This window comes from Streptomyces sp. NBC_01320 (assembly GCF_035974375.1).
GTDB classification, from domain to species: Bacteria; Actinomycetota; Actinomycetes; order Streptomycetales; family Streptomycetaceae; genus Streptomyces; species Streptomyces yanii.
Genome location: NZ_CP108390.1, coordinates 3,618,362 through 3,635,924, shown reverse-complemented (window position 1 = coordinate 3,635,924; position 17,563 = coordinate 3,618,362). Strand labels below are relative to the sequence as shown.

Genomic DNA, 17,563 nt, shown 5'->3' with positions numbered 1-17,563 from the left:
TGACCGCCCGCGTGGTGGGGGCTGGTTCAGGGCCGGGCTATGCCCGCCACGAAACGCGTGGTCAGGGCGGTGGGAGCGGTGATGGCGGTGCCGACGACGATGCTGTGGGCACCGCGGCCCAGGGCCTCGGCGGCCTCTTCGGGGGTGTTGATACGGCCTTCGGCGACCACCGGGACGTCGATCGCGGCGGACAGCGCCGCCACCAGGTCGAGATCGGGACCGGTCTGCTTCGGCGTCCCGGGCACATAGCCCGACAGCGTCGTCGAGACGAAGTCCGCGCCCTGGGCGGCTGCGGCGAGGCCCTCGGCGAGCGTCGACACATCGGCCATGACCAGCGCACCGGCCTCGTGGACCGCGGTGACCAGGTCGGCGAAGGCCGACCCGTCGGGGCGCGGCCGGTCGGTGGCGTCGGCGGCGACGACGACGGCGCCCGCCGCGGCGATCGCCAGGGCGTGCCGGACGGTCGGGGTGATGTAGACGCCGATGCCGCCGTCCTTCCAGAGCCCGATGACCGGCAGGTCGACGGCCGCGGCGATCGCGGCTACGACCTCCGGTTCATTGGCCCGGATCGCGGCGGCGCCACCGGCGGCGGCGGACTGCGCGAGCCGGACGAGGGTGCCGGTCTCTCGCATCGGGTCACCGGGAGGTGCTTGACAGGACACGATCAGCTTGCCCTGGAGGGAGGCGGCCAGTTCCTGCGCGGTCATCGGAGAACTCCTGGGTGGTGGAGAGGGAGGGTGGTGGTCAGGGCGGCGGCCCCGAGCACCGCGGCGTCGTGGCCGAACAGCGGCGCGACGGGTGCGAGTCCCCGCAGCGGCGGCATCAGCTCGGCGGCGAACGCCGCGGCGAGCGCATCGCCGTACAGCGAGCCGATCCGGGGGACTCCGCCGCCGATGACGACCCGGTCGGGGCCGAGAGCATTGGCGAGCCCGCCGAGCACCTGGCCGGTGGCGGCCGCGCCGGTGGTGATGGCGTGGACGGCGTCCGCATCGCCCCGCGCGGCCCGCTCGGCAACGGTTTCGAGCCGGTCCACCGAGGTGCCGGTGAGCCGTTCGTAGTGGGCGGTGATGCCGGGGCCCGAGGCGATGACCTCGAGGTGGCCGGTGGCACCGCAGGTGCAGGGCAGCCCCGCTGCCTCGGGGCTCGGCAGATGGCCGAGATGTCCGGCGATGCCCGAGGCGCCGTGCAGCATCCGCCCGTCGACGGCGACCGCGCCGCCCACACCGGTACCGATTGCCGCGAACAGCAATGACGCATGGGCCGAAACCTCCGCGACCAGCGCGGTGAGCTCCGGCCCAGCTGTGGCGCGTACGTCGTTGTCGCAGGCCACCGGCAGTCCGGTACGGTCCGCGAGCCCGGCACCGAGCGCGGTGCCCGCCCAGCCGCGGAGCGAGTCGGTGGCGCTGGTGACCCTGCCGGTACGGGGATCGACGACTCCGGCGGCGGCGATGCCGAGCGCGGTGGCGAGCCGCGCCGGGTCGACCTCGGTGGCCGCCGCCGCGAGCGCGTCGAGCACGGCCGGGGCGCCGTCCCGGGCCGGGGTTGGCCGGGTGTGCCGCGCCAGGACGGTACCGTCCGCGCCGAAGAGCGCGGCGGCGATCTTCGTACCACCGAGGTCGAGCCCGATCACCGGGGCACCGGTGGTCGAGGACGGCGGGCTCTGGCTCATCGGACCGCGGGCAGGCCTGCGGCGCGCAGCCGCTGCGCCACCAGGGCGACCGACTCGTCGCTCAGCTGGATCTGCGGGAACGCGGTGTCGCCGCACGCGATGATCCCGAGCAGCTGCAGCGCGGCCTTGAACGCCCCGAGCGCCGACGAGCTGCGGCCCATGTCCGCCTCCGGGCCGACATCGACCATGGCGAACAGCGCGACGAGCCGCTCCTGCTCCCTCGCGGCGAGCGCCCAGTCTCCGGCCCGCGCGGCGTCGTACAGCCGGACGTACCCGGCCGGGTCGACATTGCCGATGCCCGGCACGACACCGTCGGCGCCGGCCAGCAGCGCCGCGTCCACGGTGAGTTCGGAACCGGTGAGGATGCTGAATTCCGGAGCCGGTCCCTCCCTGCGGCCCTCGCGCCCGCCGAGCTCCACGATCAGCCGGCGCAGCCCGCCCTCGTCGCCACTGCTGTCCTTGAGGCCGGCCAGCGTGCCGTCCTCGGCGAGTTCGCGCACCAGCGCGGAGGAAAGCTTGCTGTGGACGGCGACCGGGATGTCGTAGGCGAACAGTGGCAGATCGACGGCCGCCCGCAGCCGGCGGAAGTGCTGGGCGATCTCCTTGCCGTGGGTGCGGGTGTAGAACGGCGCAGTCGCGACCAGTGCGTCCGCACCGAGGCCGGCGGCGGTCCTGGCGTGCTCGGCGACGCGTGCGGTGGTGGTGTCGATGACACCCGCCAGTACCGGGACGCGGCCGTCGGTCACACGGACGACGGTCTCCAGCGTCGTGGCGCGCTGCTCGTCGGTGAGGTAGGCGACCTCACTGGTGGAACCGAGCGCGAAGAGTCCGTGCACGCCCCCGCCGATGAGGTGCTCGACCAGCTCGGCCAGAGAGGCGGTGTCGACCTCCCCGTGGGAGTCGAGCGGGGTGCAGACCGGCGGGACGACGCCGTGCAGCGGTGCGGTCAGAGACATGGTGAAGGCTCCAGCTTGTCGGTACACCGATCGCGGCCTGTGGCGGCTGCGCAGATCGAGACGTGAGACGTAAGATGTCCTATGTCTGACCTCACCTTAAACAGATGCTCCTGTGACCGGTCAAGGGGCAACAGCACCTCAGGAGGACGTTGTGGCGCGGCCCACCATGGCTCAGGACATAGAACGCCAGGTCAAGGAGCTGATCCTGGAACGCAGACTCGGCCCCGGCGACGCGCTGCCCACCGAGGCCGAGCTGATGGAGATGTTCGGGGTCGGACGTGTCTCCGTGCGCGAGGCCCTGAAGGCGCTCCAGGCCGTCAACGTCGTGGAGATCCGCCGCGGCTTCGGCACGTTCGTCGGCTCGCTCTCCCTCTCGCCGTTCGTCGAGGCGCTCGCCTTCCGCGCGGCCGTCCGGCACCGCCGGGGGGAGCCCGGGCTCACCGAGCTGATGAAGGTGCGGGAGGCGCTGGAGTCGGGGCTGGTCGGAGCCGTCACGGCCGGCATGCCGGAAGAGGATCTGGCCGTGCTGCACGGGCTCGTGGCGAAGATGGAGGCCGAGGCGCGCACCGGACGTGTCGCGCGCTCCACCGATCGCGCGTTCCACCTCGCGCTGTACTCCTCGCTCGACAATCACCTGCTGAGCGAGGTGTTGGACGCGTTCTGGGCGGCCATGGACCGGGTGCGCGAGGATCTCGACGACGGCCACCAGGACCCCGGGGTCACCTGCGCCCAGCACCGCGAGATCGTCGCGGCCGTCGCGGCGGCCGACGGGGAACGAGCGGTGCGGGCGATGCGCACACATTTCGACGGCATCCGCACGCGCCTCCAACGCTGACCGGAGTCGAGTCCACCGGGCGCATCGCGTCCGACGGGCAGAATCAAGCACTCCGGGCGCGTGCGCCCGGCGGGGCGAAATGAAGCCTGCCGGGCACATCGCGCTCGGCAGGGTGCAATCGGGCCGGTCCGGCGATGGGAGGCGGAGCCGAGCCGAAGGCCGCGCAACCCCGTCACCGGGCACACCTCACGCCGAGGCGGTGCTCCCCATCACGGCGGCAACCGCCATCCGCACGGCCCGCCCCGTCACCGCCACCGCGTCGTCCCCCGCCTCGATCGCCGTCGTGGCGGCGTTGACGATCCCCTGGAGCAGCACCGCCGTACGCCGCGGGTCGTCATCCCCCAGCTCCGCCAGCGCACCTGTCAGCGGAGTGAGCAGCTCCCGGTGCGCCTGCGCCGCGCTCTCCCTCACCACGGCCGCATCCCGGACCCCGGCCAGAGCCTGGGCGATCCGGTGCTCGCCGCTGCGTACCAGCTCCAGTTGCGACGTCACATACGCGGCGATCTTCTGCTCCGGCGTGGCGGCGGCCGACATGCCCGCCCTGATGGCGGAGGTCCAGCGCGGCATCGCGTCCTCGACGACCGCGGCGAGCAGTTCGGGGCGGCCGGGGAAGTACTTGTAGACGCTGTTGCGGGCCAGGCCCGTGGCCTTGGCGACCGCCGTGAAGGTCACCGCCTCCGCGTCGCCGCCCTCCAGCAGTGCACGTGCCGCCCGCACCAGGGCCAGCCGCTGCTGGGCGTGGTGCTCGGCGACCGTGGCGGCGCTGATCTTGGGCACCGGCCCAGTTTAGTGCCGTGACCGGCCATGTTTGCCCCTGGCCCTCAAGGACTTGGGGGAGGGCGTGCCGGGCGGTGCGACGGGGCACGGCTTGCCGGGAGGGGCACTGGAAGGCCGACCGGCCGTCAGGGGACCCACTTGGCGACGGTGCGTCGCCATCGTCTATCTTGGCGACGCACCGTCCCTTACATCGATCCTCGAAGGGAACCGCCGTGTTCCTCGCACTGCTGGAGCTGCGCGCAGCCCGTGGCCGCTTTCTGCTCATGGGTTCCGTCGTGGTGCTCGTCGCCGCACTCGTCGGCATCGTCTCCGGCTTCACCACCGGCCTCGGCGACGACACCGTTTCGGCCCTGCGCCGCCTCCCGGCCTCGCACCTGGTGTTCTCCTCCGACGCCCGGTCCGACCAATTCGCCCGTAGCCTCCTCGACGACCGGGCGGCGGCCGCCTGGCACCAGGAAGCCGACGTCGACACGACCCCCCTGGGCGTCTCCATCACCCGCGGCACGACGGACCGCGGCGCCGAGGTCGACCTCGCCGCCTTCGGCGTCGAACCCGGCTCCTTCCTCGCCCCGTCCGTCACCGCGGGCCGGGGCCTCGACCGCACCGCCGCCGACAGCATCGTGATCTCCGCCAAGCTCGCCGACGAGGGGGTACGGGTCGGGGACACCCTCGTCATCGACCGGCTCGGCATCCGGCTGCACGTCACCGGCCTCACCGACCGTTCCAGTTACGGGCATGTTCCGGCCGCCTACGTCCCGTTGACCACCTGGCAGCGCATCCGCTTCAGCACCCCGGGCGCCCCGGCCTCCGCCACCGCCACGATCCCCGACCAGTTCAGCGCCCTGGCCGTACGCGACTCCGGTGGCGGCTCGTTCACCGCCCTCGACCAGCGGCTCTCCACCACGACGCTCACCAAGGAGAAGGCGTACGAGGCGGCCCCCGGCTACACCGGCGAGCGCGTCACGATGAACTCGATCCAGGTCTTCCTCTACCTGATCGCCCCGCTTGTCGTCGGCGCGTTCTTCGCGGTGTGGACCGTGCAGCGCCGGCCCGAACTGGCCCTGCTCCGCGCCCTCGGCGCCTCCCGCAGGCGGCTGCTCGCCCACACCGTGCTCCAGGCCGCGCTGGTCGTCGTCCTCGGCACGGCGGCGGGCGCCGTCCTCGCCGCAGCCGTCGGGCTGCTGGTCGGTGAGCAGGTGCCGTTCAGTCTGCCCGCCGCCACGCTCGCCGTCACCATGTGCACCGTCGCCGCCGTCGGCCTCGCGGGCACCGCCCTGACCCTGCGCCGGGTCACCACCGCCGACCCACTGACCATGCTGGGAGCCAACCGATGAGCCTCGAACTGACCGGCGTCACCGTCGAATTCGGTCGCGCCGATGCCCGGACCACCGTCCTCGACGGCCTCGACGTCACCTTCGAGCCCGGCTGTACGACCGCGCTCGTCGGCCCGTCCGGATCAGGCAAGTCCACCCTGCTCGCCGTCGCGGGCGCCCTGCTGCGGCCCACCGCCGGCCAGGTCCTGCTGGACGGCGAGGACCTGGCGACCCGCACCGACGCACAGCGTGCGGCGATCCGCCGCGAACGGATCGGCTACATGTTCCAGAGCGGCAATCTGCTCTCCGGGCTGCCCGCTGTCGAACAGCTCCTGGCCGCCGTGTACATCAGCGGCAGGCGCCCTCGCGCGTACCGTGCCCGCGCCGAGGAAGCGCTGACCGAGGTCGGCCTCGGCCACCGCCTGCGCCACCGCCCGGAAGAACTCTCCGGCGGCGAACGCCAGCGCGTCGCCCTGGCCCGCGCACTGTTCCTCGCGCCGAAGCTGCTGCTGGTCGACGAACCGACCGCGGCCGTCGACCGCTCACAGGCGGGCGAACTGGCCGCTCTCCTCGCCGACCGCACCCGCCGGGACCGGTGCGTCACCGTCGTCGCGACCCACGATCCGGTGGTGGCGGAGGCAGCCGACCGGATCGTCGACATGGCGGAGCTGACCGGTGCGGCGCGGGCGCCGGTGGCCGGCGGCCGCTGAAGGAGCGCCCGCGTACGTGCTGCCCGGGGACGGGGCAGTGCGTACGCGGGCGCCGCCGCCTATCCGGCGGGCGTGACCGTCACCGTCCGGCTTCCCGAAGCCCGCTTCCCGTCCGTCCGGTAGGTGGCTGTCAGAGTGGCGCTCCCTGAGGCGCCCGCCGCGACCGTGACCGGCACCTTGACGTCGGCTCCCTGGCCCGGCCTGAGGGCGGGCACCGTCACCTGCTGCGCCGTCCAGCCGCCGGGCACGGTCAGGTCGAGCGTGCCCTGGCCGCGCCGTCCGTTCATCCTGTTGACGACCCGGACCGTCACCTCCGCGCTGGTGCCTGCCGTCAGGACCGCGGGCGGAGTGAGGGTGATGTCCGCGCAGGTGCCGGCCAGCCACTTCAGATCGAACGACGCGTACGTGATGTGCTGGTAGTCGGCGCGCTCGTACAGCAGCCCCACCCGGCCGTCCGGCAGCCGCGTCAGCGTCGAGTAGGCGGCGGCGCCCGGATCGACGACCTTCCTGATCGGCCAGGTCTTCCCGTTGTCGCAGGACATCTTCACCGTGAGGTTGCGCCGCGCCGAAGCGTCCTCGGTGTTGCTGAACAGCAGCCAGGACGACTGCGGGTTCGACGCCGGGGCTCCGGGGTTGTAGCGGATGACGGACGCGTTGTTCGCCGGGTCGACCAGGTTGGTGTCCTGGGTGAACGGGGTGTAGTTGACGCCGCCGTCGGTGGAGTAGGCGATCGTGCGGTAGGGCCTGGACCGGTTGTTGAGCATGACCGTGCCGTCGGACAGTTCGACGGTCTTGTTCTCGTCGCCGCCCGGACCGACGGGGTTGCCCATGTTCCAGGTCTCGCCGTGGTCGTCGCTGTACGCACTGACCGCGTAGTTGGCGCCGTTGTTGCGGATCGCGTACTGCTGGATCAGCCGGCCCCGGTAGGTGCCGTGCCGCAGCTGGATTCCCTCGCCGGAAGCCGCGAACATGCCTGCCCAGGCAGGGTTCTTGATCTGCTTGGTGATACGGCGGTGGGTCCACGTCACACCGTCGTCGTCCGAGTAGCTGTAGTCGGCCTGGAGGATGTTCGGGTCGGTCTCGTCATTGCCCGTGCCGGAGCCGAAGAAGCCCTGGTTCACCGAACCCGCGTAGAAGAGGAAGATTCGGCCGGTCGTCCGGTCGGTGAGCAGGCTCGGGTCGCCGTAGCCGTTGGGCGCCGCCTCCTTGCGGACCACCTGCTGTGCCTGCCAGGTGACGCCGCCGTCGGTGCTGCGACGCAGCACGATGCCGATATGGCTCGGCAGGTCGCCGAGGGTGGGGCGGGCGTCGTAGGCGGCGAGCAGGGTGCCCCTGACCGAGGTGGTGAGGGCGGGGATGCGGTAGTAGGGGGAACCCACTCCCGCGACGGTCAGGTCCTGGGAGGTCAGTTCGCCTGCGGCGGGGGCCGCCGCGCCGTGCGCGGTCCCGGTGGTGGTCAGCACCATCAGGGCGGCGGACAGCAGGGCGACGGAGACTCTGCGCTGCATGAACGATTCCTCTTCTCGGTGGGGGGCGGGCGGCCCATTCGGCCGTTCGCCCCGCGAACAGGGAGGGCACCGCGCAGTCCGCGAGCGAGAGACCCGTCCATGGCATGGAGGAGCCCTCGCGGGGTGGTGTGGGGGTGTGGCGTACTGCGCGCCAGGATCAGAGCCAGACAGAAGACGTCTGATGTCCTGTTGGCACACGGACCCTAGGCACCGTCGCGGCACTCGTCAAGGGTCCGCCGGGCCAGGCCCTTCGAGCGGCAGGGCCTGGCTCCGTTCCCCGGTGGGCGTCGGCGCCCCGGTCAGTCCACGGCTGCCGCGTCGCGGGCGCGGGCTTCCGAGATCCGCCGCCTGACCGGCGCGTAGTGCTCGCCCAGCGCCTTCGTGAACCCGTCGATGTCACCGGCCCGCGCGGCGTCCACGATGTTCTGGTGGGCGGCGATCGTCGCCGTCTCGTCGGCATGCGTGAATCCGTCGAGATGCGGCGCGACGATCGCGTACACGTCCCAGAAGGCCATCGACAGCTGGCCGATCAGCTGGTTGCCGAGCGGTGCCACCAGCAGTGCGTGGAACGCCCGGTCGGCTTCCACGAAGCCGTTCCCCTCCTGTGCCCCGGTCGCGCGCATGGTGGCCACCAGGCCTTCCAACGAGTCGAGCTGCTCCGGTGTCAGCAGCGAGACGATCCGGTCGGCCATCCCACGTTCGAAGAGCTCGCGTACGTCGACGAGGTCGGCCATCACCTGGAAGTCGTCGTCGGGGGAGAGCAGCCCGCGGAAGGTCAGGCTCTCCACCAGGGCGGACAGGCTCAGCCGGCCGACGTACGTGCCGTGCCCGTGGCGGACCTCGACGATGTCCAGCGCATTGAGGATCTTGACGGCCTCGCGGACGCTGGAACGGCTGGCGCCGAGCGCCTCGCACAGGGCCGGCTCGGTGGGCAGCGGGTCCCCGGGGCGGAGTCGCTCTTCGAGGATGTAGCGCTTGATGCCCTCGACGACTTCCTGCCGGAGCAGCTGCCGGCCGGGCCTCGTACCGGACATATGTGAACTCCCCACCTCTTGACCCCTCTCCATTGTCAAGCTACGTTCCCACGCTATCAAGGCATCAGACATCTGACGTCTTATGCTTCGGGCTTCGCGATCCTCGTGATCCTGCTTCCGCCCTCGTTCTTTCCCGCCCTTCCGTCCCACCCCCGACGTCCCTGGAGGACCCGTGCCCGAGCTGAGATCAGCCGGTGTCGAGCGCCGCACCTTCCTGCGTTACACCACTGCTGTCGGTGCGGCAGCAGCCATCACGGCGAGCCTTTCCGCATGCGGCGGACCGACTTCGACCACCGACGGTTCGTCGGGCAAGGGCGGCGGCAGCGGCCTCATCGAGGCCGGTCTCTCGTACCCCCTGTCGACCGGCTTCGACCCGATGATCACCTCGGGCGCGACTCCGTACGCCGCCAACATGCACATCTTCGAAGGCCTTGTGGATCTCGACCCGGCAACGCTCGTGGCCCGCCCCGCGCTCGCCACCGAGATGCCGAAGAAGATCAACGCCACGACCTACCGGGCCACGCTCCGCAAGGGCGCCACCTTCCACGACGGATCGCCGGTCACCGCCGACGACGTGGTGTTCAGCTTCGAACGCATCCTGGACCCGAAGAACGCCTCACTCATGGCGCAGTTCGTGCCGTTCATCGACACGGTCGAGGCCGTCGACCCGAGCACGGTCGAGTTCAAGCTCAAGTACGCCTTCGCGCTCTTCCCGTCCCGTATCGCCGTGGCCCGGATCGTCCCGAGGAAGATCGTCGAGCCCGACCCCAAGGCGTTCGACGCCAAGCCGGTCGGCTCCGGGCCGTACGCGTTCGTCTCGGCCACCCGCGAGGACAAGATCGCCTTCGAGGCCTACGACAAGTACAACGGCCCGCACCCGGCCAAGGCCAAGAAGATGATCTGGCGCCTGATGTCGGACCAGTCGGCGCGCGTCAGCGCCATGGAGTCCGGCCGGATCCAGGCCATCGAGGACGTCCCGTACATCGACGTGAAGCGGCTCTCCGGCTCCACGAAGACCGAGTCGGTGCAGTCCTTCGGGCTGCTCTTCCTGATGTTCAACACCGCCGACAAGCGGTTCGCCGACAAGCGGGTGCGCCAGGCGCTGCACTACGCCCTGGACACCGAGAAGATCATCTCCACCGCGATGGTCGGCAACGCCGCGGCGGCCACGGGCTATGTCCCGGCCACCCACCCCGACTACCACAAGGCCGCGACCGTCTACACGCACGACGTGGCCAGGGCGAAGAAACTGCTCGCCGACGCGGGCGTCAAGGACCTGTCCTTCACGGTGCTCACGACCGACACCGGCTGGGTCAAGGACATCGCTCCTCTGCTGAAGGAGAGCTGGGAGGCGGCGGGCGTCGGGGTCACGCTCGACATCGCGCAGTCGCCCGCCCAGTACGCCAAGATCGACAAGGGCGGCTTCGACGTCCTCGTCGCCCCCGGCGACCCGTCCGTCTTCGGCAACGACGCCGATCTGCTGCTGCGCTGGTTCTACTACGGCTTCTGGCCGGAGAGCCGGTACGGCTGGGGCAAGTCCGCCGCGTACAAGCAGGTCAAGCAGCTCCTCGACAAGGCCGCCCAGGCAGTCGACGAGACGAAGCGCAAGGAGCTGTGGGGCCAGGTCACCGACCTCGTCGCCGACGAGGCCGCGCTCTACCCGATCCTGCACCGGAAGCTGCCCACCGCCTGGAACGAGAAGGCCCTGCCCGGCTTCAAGCCGCTGCCCACCACGGGTCTGTCGTTCCTGGACGTCAGCCGCGCCTGACCGCGCGACGCCCGACCGGGCCGGCGGGGGACACGCCGCGCCCGTCTTCCGCCGCCGTGCATCCGTCCGACGGACATCCGGCGACGGAACCCCCACGCCTGATCACCCGGTGCCGAACCACCGCACCCGATCACCCGGTCCGGTCCACCCCAGCCAGGTGGACCGGACCCGGCCGACCAACCACAAGGAACCCGACGATGGTTGCTTTTCTCCGGCTCGCGCTGCGCCGCGTCGCGATGATGCCGGTGATGATCCTCGGCATCGCGCTGCTCGTCTTCGTGGTGCTGCAGTTCTCGCCGGTCGACCCGGCCTTCAACGCGCTCGGGGAGAGCGCCACCCCTGAGGCCCGTGCGGCCTTCGCCGAGGCCAACGGGCTGGACGACCCGCTGCCCGTGCGGTACTTCCACTTCCTCGGACAGCTGCTCCACTTCGACCTCGGCATGACCGTCCCGCCGAGCCAGCCCGTCTTCGACCGGATCACCGCCGCCTTCCCGCTCACCGTGCAGCTGACGTTCCTCGGGCTGATCCTCGCCGTCGTCCTTGCCGCCCTGTTCGGTGTGACCGGCGCGATGTACCGGGACCGCTGGCCCGACCAGCTGTTCCGGGTGCTGTCCATGGCCGGGGTCGCCATCCCGTCCTTCTGGCTCGGGGTGCTGCTCATCCAGCAGTTCGCACTGAACACGCCGGTCTTCCCGACCGGCGGATACACCAACCCCACCGACTCCTTCAGCGGCTGGCTCACCACCATGGCGCTGCCCGCGATCTCGCTCGCCCTCCCGGTGTCCGCCTCGCTCGCCCGTCTCGTGCGGACGTCGATGGTCGCCGAACTCGACCGTGACTACGTCCGTACCGCCCGCGGCAACGGACTTCCGCCACTCCTGGTCGTCCGCTCGGTGCTGCGCAACGCGCTCGTCACCCCGCTGACCGTGCTCGGCATCAAGGTCGGCTACCTGCTCAGCGGCGCCGTCGTCATCGAAGCGATCTTCGACCTGCCGGGCATGGGCAAGCTCATCCTCGAAGGTGTCACCGGCGGCGATGTCGCCCTGGTCCAGGGCACCGTACTGACCATCGCCATCGCGTTCCTGGTGGTCAACGTCATCGTCGACCTGCTCTATCTGCTGGTCAATCCGCGCATCAGGACGGTGTGACATGTTCGCCACGGGCCGACTGGCCAACAGACTGTCCCGACCGGGCATCGCGTTCCGCGCCCTTCCGGTCACCTCCCGCATCGCGCTCGGCGTGCTGCTCGTCGTCATCCTCGGTGCCGTCCTCGCCCCGCTGGTCACCCAGGACCCGCTGACCACCGGGACCCCGGTGCAAGCGCCCAGCGGCGCCCACTGGTTCGGAACCGACCGGGCCGGCCGCGACGTCTTCGCCCGGGTCGTGCACGGCTCCCGCTACTCACTGATCATCGGACTCGGTGCGACCGCCGTCGCCCTGGCCGCCGGCGCCGTCCTCGGTTCGCTCGCCGCGACCTCCCGCAGGCTCGGCGACGAGTCCGTCATGCGCACCCTCGACGTCGTGATGTCGTTCCCGCCGATCGCACTGGCCGCCGTCCTCGTGGCGGTCTTCGGCACCAGCATCCCGGTGATCATCTTCACCATCGCGTTCGTCTACACCCCGTCGCTGGCCCGCGTGGTCCGCGCCAATGTGCTGTCCCAGTACGGCGAGGACTACGTCGCCGCCGAGAAGGTCATCGGCGCCCGCCGCGGCTACATCGTGCTCCGCCATGTCGCCGTCAACTGCATGGCCCCCGTCATGGTGTTCGCCACCGTCATGGTCGCCGAGGCGATCATCTTCGAGGCGAGCCTCTCCTTCATCGGCGCCGGAGTGCAGGACCCCGACCCCAGCTGGGGCAGCGTCCTCGCCTACGGCCGGCAGATTCTCCTGGCCGGCGGCTGGTGGGCCACCTTCTTCCCCGGCCTCGCGCTGCTGATCACCGTCCTCGCGCTCAACATCCTCTCCGAGGGGCTCACCGACGCCTCCGCCGCGCCGAAGAGCACCCGCGCCGCCACCGACCCCACCACGGCCACGGCCCCCGACCCCGTCGAGGCCGCATCCACCGTGGACATCGACGCCGCCCTCACCAAGCTCGCGAACCGCGTCGACGCCACCGAGCCGACCATCACTGCGGTACGTGAGGACGCCGCCGAACTCCTCGTCGTACGCGACCTCGCGATCCGCTTCCCCGACCGCTACGGCGCCATCCCCGTCGTCGACCGACTCGACTTCACCGTCCACGAGGGGGAGACCCTCGGCCTGGTCGGTGAATCCGGCTGCGGCAAGTCCATCACCAGCCTCGCCGTGATGGGGCTCCTCGCCCGCAACGCCGAGGTCAGCGGCGAGATCCTGTACCGCGGCCGGGACCTGCTGAAACTCCCGCCGAAGGAACGCCGCGCCCTGATGGGCCCCGAGATCGCGATGGTCTACCAGGACGCGCTCTCCTCCCTCAACCCGTCCGTACTCGTCGGCACCCAGCTGAAGCAGCTCACCTCGCGCGGCGGCACGAAGACCCCCGCCGAACTCCTCGAACTGGTCGGCCTCGCCCCCGAACGCACCCTGCGCAGCTACCCGCACGAGCTCTCCGGCGGCCAGCGCCAGCGTGTCCTGATCGCCATGGCCCTGTCCCGCAGTCCGCGTCTGCTCATCGCGGACGAGCCGACCACCGCCCTCGACGTCACCGTCCAGGCCCAGGTCGTCGAACTCCTCGTCCGGCTCCGCGACGAGCTCGGCTTCGCCATGGTCCTCGTCTCGCACGACCTCGCGCTCGTCGGTGACCTCGCGCACCGTGTCGCCGTGATGTACGCGGGCCGCCTCGCCGAGATCGGCGCCACCCGCTCCGTGCTCACCGATCCCACCCACCACTACAGCCGTGGCCTCCTGGGCTCGGTCGTCTCCCTGGAAGCGGGCGCCGGCCGGCTGCACCAGATCCGTGGCATCGTCCCCGCTCCGCAGGGCTTCGGCGAGGGCTGCCGCTTCGCCTCGCGCTGCGCCGCAGCCACCGAGCTGTGCCGCACCACCACCCCCGGTCTCACGCGGCGTGGCACCACGAACGACCACGGCTTCGCCTGCCACCACCCGGCGCAGGCCGTACTGCTGGAAGGGAGCGCCCTGTGATCAGGCTCGACGGCGTCCACGTACGCCACAAGGCCCGCAGCGGCGGGATGTTCCGCCGCGACGCGGTGCATGCCCTCACCGACGCCACCCTGGAGGTGGGGCGCGGTGAGATAGTCGGCCTGGTCGGCGAGTCCGGCTGCGGCAAGTCCACCCTCGCCCGGGTGCTGACCGGACTGCAGAAGCCCACCGAGGGCCAGGTCCACTTCCACGGCAGTGACCTGTGGGAGATGTCCGCCGACCGGCGCCGCGATGAATTCGGCTCCGCCGTCGGCGTCGTCTTCCAGGACCCGTCCACCGCCCTCAATCCGCGGCTCACGGTCCGTCAGATCCTGCGCGACCCCCTCGACGTGCACCGGCGCGGTTCGCGCGAGGAGCGCGAGGCACGCGTCGAGGAGCTGCTCGACCTGGTCGGGCTGCCCGGCCACACCCTTGCCGCCCTGCCCGGACAGCTCTCCGGCGGCCAGCGTCAACGTGTCGCCATCGCCCGCGCGCTCGCCCTCGAACCGGAGCTGATCGTCGCGGACGAGCCGACCTCCGCCCTCGACGTCTCCGTCCGCGCCCAGGTCCTCAACCTCCTCGTCGACCTGCGTGAACGCCTGGGCCTCGGCATGGTGTTCATCTCGCACGACATCCAGACCGTGCGCTACCTCGCCGACCGCATCGCTGTCCTCTACCTCGGCCGCATCGTCGAGGAGGGGCGCGCGGCGGATGTAGCGGGCGCCCCCGCGCACCCGTACACCGAGGCACTGCTCTCCGCGACACCCAGCCTGCTGGAGACCACCGAACGGATCGTGCTGACCGGCCCCGTGCCCTCGGCCACCAACCCGCCGTCCGGCTGCCCGTTCCGCACCCGCTGCTGGAAGGCGGACGACGCGTGCGCCACGGTCTTTCCCGCCATGACCCCCGGCAGCGGCGAACACCGCTGGCACTGCGTCCATCCCCAGACCCCCGCGTCCCCCACCGGGGCACCGGCTCCCGTACCGTCCACAAGGAGCACCGCATGACCGCCCGAACCCTCCGCCGCACCGGAGTGATCCCGCCCGTCGTCACCCCGCTCACCGCGGACGGCGAGATCGACCGGCCCTCCCTGGAGCGGGTCGTCGGCCATCTGCTGGACGGCGGGGTCAGCGGACTGTTCGCCCTCGGCAGCTCGGGCGAGACGGCCTATCTGACGCCCGGGCAGCAGGACGAGGTCATCAAGGTCATCACGGCCGCGGCCGCCGGACAGGTCCCGGTCCTCGTCGGTGCGATCGAGACCACAACCAACCGCGCCATCGAGCGGGCCCGCGTCGCCGCGGCGCTCGGAGCCGAGGCGGTCGTCGTCACCGCGCCGTTCTACACCCGCACCCATGACACCGAGATCGACCGGCACTTCCGTGACGTCGCCGCCGCCCTCGACCTGCCGGTCCTCGCGTACGACGTGCCGGTCTGCGTCCACAGCAAGCTCGGTCCGGAACTCCTGCTGGAGCTTGCCGCGGACGGTGTGCTGGCCGGAGTGAAGGACTCCAGCGGTGACGACGGCTCGTTCCGCCGGCTCGCCCTCGGCGCTCGCGAACTACCCGGGTTCTCCGTGCTCACCGGCCATGAGCTGGTTGTCGACGCGATGATGCTCGCCGGCGCCGACGGCTCCGTTCCCGGGCTGGGCAATGTCGACCCGCACGGGTACGTACGTCTTCACGAGGCCGCGGTACGGGGTGACTGGGCCACCGCCAAAGCCGAACAGGACCGCCTTGTCGACCTGTTCGACATCATTCGCGCGGCCCGCCCCGGCACGGCCTCCGCCACCGCCGCCGGCCTCGGTGCGTTCAAGACGGCGCTGATGCTGCGCGGCGTCATCACCACCAATGTGATGAGCCCGCCGATGCGCCGCCTGGACGCCGCGGAGACCGCGAGGATCGCCGCGTGCCTGGACCGCGCCGGGCTGGCCCACCTCTGACGGGCCGTCCCTACGGAAACAGGTCCGGCAGGACAGCCGAAGCCGTCCTACCGGACCTGTCCGCGATCCAGCTGTTACGTCACCTCTGCCCGGCGCGGGCGCGACGCATCAGCACCGTGCCGCCGAGCAGCAGGGCGACGCTCGCTCCGGCCGCCAGGCCGAGGTCGGCGGCCCCGGTGTGGGCCAGCTGCGAGTCGGGGAAGTTCGGGGTGCGCGGCACTGTCGTATCGGTGACGGGCACCGTGGTGGTCGGGGGAACGGTGGTGGTGGGCGGCACGGTGGGGGTGGGGGGCACCGTGACGGGGGGAACGGTGACGGGCGGCACTGTGACGGGGGGAACGGTGACCGGCGGCACTGTGACGGGGGGAACGGTGACCGGCGGCACTGTGACGGGGGGAACGGTGACCGGCGGCACTGTGACGGGGGGAACGGTGACCGGCGGCACCGTGACGGGGGGAACGGTGACCGGCGGCACCGTGGTGGGGGGAACGGTGGTGGGCGGCACGGTCGTTGACGGCCGGTGCCCGTTGGCGCACCCGTTGCCGGACGTGGGGTTCAGCGCACCGACGACATCGACGGAGTTGCCGCAGGCATTGACCGGGATGTCGACAGGAGCCTGGATCAGGTTCCCCGACAGCACTCCGGGGGAGTCGCTGGCGGAACCCTCGGCGCTCGCGCCCCGGGTCCCGCCGTCGCCCCGACCACTGTCGGTGTTCTCGCACTCATTACCGAAGGCCGGGTTCAGCAGCCCGACCACATTGACCGTGTTGCCGCAGAGGTTGACGGGAACGTGCACCGGCACCTGCACGGCATTGCCGGAGCCGACCCCCGGCGAATTGGCGGACGCCCCGTCGGCCGAGGCATCCGCGAACGCGTAGCCGCCCGCCGCGGTCAGGATTCCTGACGCCGCCGCCATGACGATCATGCTTTTACTCAAGGCTTTACGCATTGGTTGCCCTTTCTTAGGACATCGTACGCGGGCGGAATGCCCGCATTTCTCTCACTAGGCGGTGGCAGTAACCGTCAGGGGCTGCACCCCGACGGTTCTCCATGTCCGTGTTCGACAAGCAGTGGTCGCGTCGCGGCGGAATCGGTGAATCTGTGCCGGACGCGCTCCGAAAGTGCGCTTGTCGACAGTCGTAACGATGGGGAATTGGTGAAGGAAACTCGAAAGTCCACGGGAATTGCGTGACCACCCGGACGGATGACGCATGCATGTTCGTCAGCCCCTCGTTCAGGCGGAAATGTGGATTTCCTGACGCGCCTTCGTACGGGCGTCCGTGACGTCCCGGCATTCGGGTGAATAAAGAGAACCAAACGTCCTGCGCCGAGTTGGGCAGGGCGCTCCGACACGGGGCGTCAAGTACGAGAAGGGTTAATCGTGATCAAGAAGGTTCTGGCTACGGGTGCCGTCGCCGCCTCCATTGTCGGTATCTCGGCAACGCTCGCTCCGCAGGCGATGGCCATCGGCAACGACACCGGCACCACGTCGGTCAACGGCAACGGCACCTCGCAGTCCTTCGGCAACTCCGAGACCCGTGGTGACTGGAGCCCGCAGTTCGGTCTGGTCCAGGGCAGCCTGAACAAGCCTTGTGTCGGCCTTCCGGCCAAGGTCAACGCCGGTTCGCTCCTCGGTGTCGTCCCGATCGCGGTCCAGGACGTCAACGTCCTGTCCTCGCCGCAGAACCAGCAGTGCACCGAGAACTCCACCCAGGCCAAGGGTGACGAGCCCCTGTCGCACATCCTGGACAACATCCCGGTGCTCTCCGGCAACGGCGCTTCGAACAGCTGATCCAGCCGCACCGAACTGGCCCGGGCCGCCGGCGTTCCTCCCCCCGCGCGGCCCGGGCCTGCTGCTGCCCGTCGCTCCCTCGGCGCATCGGAGATGCCGGATGATTCCGGCGGTGGCGCCGGGCGATCGGGGTATTGCATCATTCGGG

General features: G+C 70.9%; 16 protein-coding genes. 9 read left to right on the top strand and 7 right to left on the bottom strand.

Translation table 11 applies throughout. The features are described 5' to 3' along the window. Positions 1–26: 26 nt before the first annotated feature. From OG395_RS16625 to OG395_RS16615, 3 genes are read right to left on the bottom strand one after another with little or no spacing between them, the layout of a single operon-like run. Positions 27–707: an N-acetylmannosamine-6-phosphate 2-epimerase gene (locus OG395_RS16625; RefSeq protein WP_327243655.1), complete on the bottom strand. Its 681-nt coding sequence runs from the start codon at positions 705–707 to the stop codon at positions 27–29. Then, complete coding sequence (locus OG395_RS16620) at positions 704–1,669, bottom strand: ROK family protein (protein ID WP_327243654.1); 966 nt, start codon at positions 1,667–1,669, stop codon at positions 704–706. The genes OG395_RS16625 and OG395_RS16620 overlap by 4 nt, the downstream gene beginning before the upstream one ends. After that, a complete protein-coding gene (locus tag OG395_RS16615; protein ID WP_327243653.1) occupies positions 1,666–2,625 on the bottom strand; it encodes a dihydrodipicolinate synthase family protein in 960 nt (319 codons plus the stop codon). The genes OG395_RS16620 and OG395_RS16615 overlap by 4 nt, the downstream gene beginning before the upstream one ends. Before the next feature lie 151 nt (positions 2,626–2,776). Between OG395_RS16615 and OG395_RS16610 the strand changes: the two genes are divergently transcribed. Next, positions 2,777–3,460 (top strand): FadR/GntR family transcriptional regulator, encoded by a 684-nt coding sequence (locus OG395_RS16610; protein ID WP_327243652.1) that lies wholly within the window; start codon positions 2,777–2,779, stop codon positions 3,458–3,460. Positions 3,461–3,646: 186 nt separating this feature from the next. Here OG395_RS16610 and OG395_RS16605 read toward each other — a convergent pair whose 3' ends face one another. Continuing rightward, complete coding sequence (locus OG395_RS16605; RefSeq protein WP_327243651.1) at positions 3,647–4,237, bottom strand: TetR/AcrR family transcriptional regulator; 591 nt, start codon at positions 4,235–4,237, stop codon at positions 3,647–3,649. A gap of 212 nt (positions 4,238–4,449) precedes the next feature. Between OG395_RS16605 and OG395_RS16600 the strand changes: the two genes are divergently transcribed. After that, positions 4,450–5,571, top strand: coding sequence for an ABC transporter permease (locus OG395_RS16600; protein ID WP_327243650.1), 1,122 nt, complete (start codon positions 4,450–4,452; stop codon positions 5,569–5,571). Next, the gene (locus tag OG395_RS16595) at positions 5,568–6,260 is read left to right on the top strand and encodes an ABC transporter ATP-binding protein (RefSeq protein WP_327243649.1); all 693 of its coding nucleotides are present in this window, start codon (positions 5,568–5,570) and stop codon (positions 6,258–6,260) included. Before OG395_RS16600 ends, OG395_RS16595 begins: the two co-directional genes overlap by 4 nt. A 59-nt stretch (positions 6,261–6,319) precedes the next feature. Here OG395_RS16595 and OG395_RS16590 read toward each other — a convergent pair whose 3' ends face one another. After that, positions 6,320–7,768: a sialidase family protein gene (locus OG395_RS16590; RefSeq protein ID WP_327243648.1), complete on the bottom strand. Its 1,449-nt coding sequence runs from the start codon at positions 7,766–7,768 to the stop codon at positions 6,320–6,322. 299 nt (positions 7,769–8,067) lie between these two features. Then, positions 8,068–8,802, bottom strand: coding sequence for a FadR/GntR family transcriptional regulator (locus OG395_RS16585; RefSeq protein WP_266980045.1), 735 nt, complete (start codon positions 8,800–8,802; stop codon positions 8,068–8,070). 172 nt (positions 8,803–8,974) lie between these two features. Between OG395_RS16585 and OG395_RS16580 the strand changes: the two genes are divergently transcribed. From OG395_RS16580 to OG395_RS16560, 5 genes are all read left to right on the top strand, one after another. Continuing rightward, complete coding sequence (locus tag OG395_RS16580; protein ID WP_327243647.1) at positions 8,975–10,570, top strand: ABC transporter substrate-binding protein; 1,596 nt, start codon at positions 8,975–8,977, stop codon at positions 10,568–10,570. Positions 10,571–10,767: 197 nt separating this feature from the next. After that, on the top strand, positions 10,768–11,718 hold the full coding sequence (locus OG395_RS16575) for an ABC transporter permease (RefSeq protein ID WP_327243646.1): 951 nt from the start codon (positions 10,768–10,770) through the stop codon (positions 11,716–11,718). 1 nt (position 11,719) lies between these two features. Next, positions 11,720–13,687, top strand: coding sequence for a dipeptide/oligopeptide/nickel ABC transporter permease/ATP-binding protein (locus OG395_RS16570; RefSeq protein WP_327243645.1), 1,968 nt, complete (start codon positions 11,720–11,722; stop codon positions 13,685–13,687). Beyond that, positions 13,684–14,691 (top strand): ABC transporter ATP-binding protein, encoded by a 1,008-nt coding sequence (locus OG395_RS16565; protein WP_327243644.1) that lies wholly within the window; start codon positions 13,684–13,686, stop codon positions 14,689–14,691. Before OG395_RS16570 ends, OG395_RS16565 begins: the two co-directional genes overlap by 4 nt. Further along, positions 14,688–15,623: a dihydrodipicolinate synthase family protein gene (locus tag OG395_RS16560; protein WP_327243643.1), complete on the top strand. Its 936-nt coding sequence runs from the start codon at positions 14,688–14,690 to the stop codon at positions 15,621–15,623. Before OG395_RS16565 ends, OG395_RS16560 begins: the two co-directional genes overlap by 4 nt. Before the next feature lie 79 nt (positions 15,624–15,702). Here OG395_RS16560 and OG395_RS16555 read toward each other — a convergent pair whose 3' ends face one another. After that, a complete protein-coding gene (locus OG395_RS16555; protein WP_327243642.1) occupies positions 15,703–16,548 on the bottom strand; it encodes a chaplin in 846 nt (281 codons plus the stop codon). Positions 16,549–17,004: 456 nt separating this feature from the next. On the opposite strand from OG395_RS16555, the gene OG395_RS16550 reads away from it, so the two are divergent. Continuing rightward, on the top strand, positions 17,005–17,415 hold the full coding sequence (locus OG395_RS16550) for a rodlin (RefSeq protein WP_266980035.1): 411 nt from the start codon (positions 17,005–17,007) through the stop codon (positions 17,413–17,415). Positions 17,416–17,563: the final 148 nt, after the last annotated feature.